Source organism: Parendozoicomonas verongulae (assembly GCF_009711465.1).
Taxonomy (GTDB): domain Bacteria; phylum Pseudomonadota; class Gammaproteobacteria; order Pseudomonadales; family Endozoicomonadaceae; genus Sansalvadorimonas; species Sansalvadorimonas verongulae.
In genome coordinates, this window is sequence record NZ_SMME01000730.1 from 3,748 (window position 1) to 7,762 (window position 4,015).

The following is a 4,015-nucleotide window of genomic DNA, read 5'->3' on the forward strand; positions in this document are numbered from 1 at the left end:
TTCATCCAACCGCTTGCGGGCTTTGCAGTAGGCACTGTTATGGGTTATCAGTCGTTTGTTGTTGAGAATGGTCTGGTCAGCGGCATCGGCTATCAGAGCCTTGCGGCAGGACTTGTTTTCACTGACCACCTGACGAAGGAACAGGGAGAGGGTTTTCACCGCAGGGTAATCGCGAACCCTGCCTGTACAACGTTGCTGAAAGTCCAGCAGGTCATCTTCAGTGAGAATCGTGGACAAGGGATCATCAGCACATTGCGCCATCTGAAGTAGGCAATTCTGAGCATGCTTTCTCAGGGTTGAACTAGAATTTTTCATGGCTTGTCAGGGGGGTGGAAAAAAGAACGGTTTAGATAATCGTTCTCTCTCTGGCAAGCCCCGCCAGACAAAGTGTGGAGCCTTAAGTCAGTGCCATTGGACCAAACTCTTCTGCAAGGCGAAAGTGGCCTTCTTCAATAAATAAACTGTGCTCGCTTATCAGCTCTTGCCACAGCGACTCCGACGTAGATGCCTGAATAAGCATCTCTAGATATCTGGGAACGCCGCCGCTGAGCATAAACCATTGAAGGAGAGTGGCAGGTGATAGTTGATCTCTGTCTGATAATAGTTCTGCAAGGTAGCAGGGGCGCAGAGGCTGGAGATTGATGCGGTTATCGGCGCGACCAAATAAAGGTTCTCTCCGATCCTGGAAAAGGCGTGTCATCATACTGTAGAGAGAGCCGCAGCATATAAGGTGCATATGGCTTTGTGATTTGTACCTATCCCAGAGATTCTGGAGCTCTGAGAAAAATGCCGGGTTGATGCGCTGAATGTCTTGGAATTCATCAATGATCAGAGTGAGAGGTGTGCTGGTGCTGTACTGGAGGAGAATTTCCAGAATTTCGGCCAGTTTGGTGGGCGTTCCAAAAATGGGAATGCTGAGGATTTCTCTGATTTGAGTAGTGAACTCGTCACACAGCAATGACTCCTGTTTTCTTGAGACGAAGAGGTATAAGGGGGGAAGATCTTTATCTTGAAAGGCATGGCTGAGTAGGGCTGTTTTGCCAACCCTGCGTCGGCCAACCATGAGAGTGAGCAGCCTGTGGTCGTTCGCTGCGGTCTTACTCCAGTGCTGGAGGCGTTGGCTTTCTGGCTCTCTGACTTTTATAGGCAAGCGTTTGATGACTGGTGGTTTCATGCTCAATTTGGGTATGAACTGGCTAATGTCAAAATAAAGTAAACGATAGTGTACTACTATTGGGCAGTTGCGAGCTGTGAGATTAGTATTTTGCCTGCCTGCCTGCCTGCCTGCCTGCCTGCCAAGCCCCTCAATTGTGCGGATATGCGTAGAACGTTACAGAGTGTAGCGGTAGAGATGGTGGGGGAGAACCTGTAACATAGCTCGCCGTAAAATTTCCAACATATATACCAGACAATTTGAGAACTGCTTTCCGGCGAGGGTGTTTAGCTGGGGGGCGGTAGCGTGGTTATTAATGAAGATTCTTGTGACTGGTGGTGCGGGCTTTATTGGCTCGGCTGTTGTGCGGCATGTAATAAATAATACTCAAGACAGTATTGTTAATGTTGATAAATTAACCTACGCAGGGAATCTCGAGTCACTGGCTTCAATAGAGAGCAGTGAGCGCTATCAGTTTGTTCAGGCTGATATATGTGATGCTAATGCCATGCGTGAGGTGTTCACAATACACCAGCCTGATGCAGTTATGCATTTGGCAGCAGAAAGTCATGTGGACCGCTCGATTGATGGTCCTGCAGCTTTTATCGAAACAAATATCGTGGGCACGTACACCCTGCTTGAAGTAGCACGTAGCTATTGGCAGGAAATGGATGAGGAGCGCAAGCAAAAGTTCCGCTTTCATCATATCAGCACAGATGAAGTCTATGGTGATCTACCTCACCCAGCAGAAACAGATGATGCTTCAGGTCATCTGTTTACTGAAGCAACCGCTTACGAGCCAAGCAGTCCCTATTCAGCAAGTAAAGCAAGCTCTGATCATTTGGTTCGTGCCTGGATGCGCACCTATGGCCTTCCGGTACTGGTAACCAACTGTTCTAATAACTATGGTCCTTATCACTTTCCGGAAAAACTGATTCCACTGGTTATTCTGAATGCTTTGGAAGGCAAATCATTGCCTGTTTATGGTAAAGGGGATCAGATTCGCGATTGGCTTTTTGTGGAAGACCATGCTCGTGCTCTGCATAAAGTTGTAACTGAGGGGGTTGTAGGAGAGACCTACAATATCGGTGGTCATAATGAAAAGCGTAATATTGACGTAGTGAGAACCCTTTGTGCATTACTGGAAGAACTCGCTCCGAAGAAGCCTGAAGGGGTAGGCTCTTATGAAGACTTGATCTCCTATGTGACAGATCGCCCTGGTCATGATCTCCGTTATGCTATTGATGCCAGTAAAATTGAGAATGAGCTCGGATGGACGCCTGAGGAAACTTTTGAGTCTGGCCTTAGAAAAACGGTTCAGTGGTATTTGAGTAATATTAAATGGTGTCAACATGTGCAGGATGGCAGCTACCAACGCGAGCGTCTAGGTTCAATCAAGGAGTAAATAATGAAAGGTATAATCCTTGCTGGCGGAAGTGGTACGCGCTTACACCCCATCACGAAGGGGGTCTCTAAGCAACTTCTACCTGTTTATGATAAACCCATGATCTATTATCCCTTGTCAGTACTGATGTTGGCAGGGATTCAGGATGTTTTAGTCATTACCACCCCTGAGGATCAGGTTCATTTCTTTAATGTTCTGGGTGACGGAAGCCAGTTTGGTATCAATCTGAGTTATGCCATTCAGGGGGAACCAAAAGGGTTAGCTGAAGCTTTTACAATAGGACGAAACTTTATCGGAAACGATAAGGTCGCTCTGGTATTAGGGGATAATATTTTTTATGGGCAGGGTTTTACCCCGAAGTTGCAGGAGGCCGCAGCCCGAGATGTGGGGGCAACAGTATTTGGCTACCATGTCGGTGATCCTGAAAGGTTTGGTGTGGTCGCATTTGACGAGCACGGGAAAGCTATCTCAATTGAAGAAAAACCGAGGAAGCCCAAATCAAACTTCGCAGTTACTGGCCTGTATTTCTACGATAATAATGTCGTGGACTTGGCTCGGGAAATTCAGCCCTCTGAGCGAGGGGAGCTGGAGATCACCGACCTGAATCGAACCTATCTGGAACAGAATCAACTCCATGTTGAGCTATTGGGCCGCGGTTTCGCTTGGCTGGATACTGGTACGCATGATGCTCTTCTGGAAGCAGGTCATTTTGTTCAAACTATTGAGCATCGTCAGGGAATGAAAGTGGCTTGTTTGGAAGAAATTGCTTTCAATAATAACTGGCTCACTCTTAATGATGTTGTGGTGAAAGGCGAAGCACTTAGAAAGACAAGTTATGGGCAATACTTGTTGAGACTAGCCTCGGAGACCAAACAAGAGATATGATGATGGAACCCAAGTATATACATTTTAAAGAGTTTGCCGATGGTCGTGGAGGGTTGGTTGCTCTAGAGCAGAATCAGAATATCCCTTTCGAAATCAAGCGAGTTTATTATATCTATGGTACCCCGGAAAACACTCGTCGTGGTTTTCACGCTCATAAAGACCTTGAACAAGTAGCGATCTGCGTAAAAGGTGCCTGCTCATTTTTATTGGATGACGGCAGAGAAAAAATTGAATGTCGCTTAGACTCACCCGCCACTGGGCTCTTGATCGATAGGATGCTTTGGCATGAGATGTATGATTTTACTGATGATTGCGTGTTGATGGTACTGGCGAGTGGGCTGTATGACGAAGCAGACTATATCCGTGGCTACGGCCAATTTTTAAAGGCAATAAACTGATGCTTATCCATCCGCTGTCTGATGCTCAGTCGGAAAATATTGGGGAAGGCTCCAAGGTCAGGGAAAGATCATGAAAACCCTTGTTATCACTGGCTGCCATCATATTAATTTTTTTAATTCTTCTTTCCACCCAATCGTGATTTCATGCGTCCATGGGTGATTAATGAGAGCAAG

The 4,015-nt window shown here is 46.6% G+C and carries 4 protein-coding genes and 1 pseudogene; 3 read left to right on the plus strand and 2 right to left on the minus strand.

Annotated features, from left to right (window positions below; genetic code table 11):
• A pseudogene (locus tag E1189_RS23505) lies at positions 1-315 on the minus strand (hypothetical protein); the annotation flags it as partial.
• An 82-nt stretch (positions 316-397) separates the two neighbouring features.
• Positions 398-1,174, minus strand: a complete 777-nt coding sequence (locus E1189_RS04195; RefSeq protein WP_155158811.1) for an AAA family ATPase — start codon at positions 1,172-1,174, stop codon at positions 398-400.
• Positions 1,175-1,469: 295 nt separating this feature from the next.
• On the opposite strand from E1189_RS04195, the gene rfbB reads away from it, so the two are divergent.
• From rfbB to E1189_RS04210, 3 genes are read left to right on the plus strand one after another with little or no spacing between them, the layout of a single operon-like run.
• Positions 1,470-2,558: a dTDP-glucose 4,6-dehydratase gene (gene rfbB, locus E1189_RS04200; protein ID WP_155158812.1), complete on the plus strand. Its 1,089-nt coding sequence runs from the start codon at positions 1,470-1,472 to the stop codon at positions 2,556-2,558.
• 3 nt (positions 2,559-2,561) lie between these two features.
• On the plus strand, positions 2,562-3,443 hold the full coding sequence (gene rfbA / locus E1189_RS04205; RefSeq protein WP_155158813.1) for a glucose-1-phosphate thymidylyltransferase RfbA: 882 nt from the start codon (positions 2,562-2,564) through the stop codon (positions 3,441-3,443).
• Positions 3,440-3,841 carry a sugar 3,4-ketoisomerase gene (locus E1189_RS04210; RefSeq protein WP_230460148.1) on the plus strand — a complete coding sequence of 134 codons (402 nt, stop codon included), beginning with the start codon at positions 3,440-3,442 and terminating at the stop codon, positions 3,839-3,841. The genes rfbA and E1189_RS04210 overlap by 4 nt, the downstream gene beginning before the upstream one ends.
• Positions 3,842-4,015: the final 174 nt, after the last annotated feature.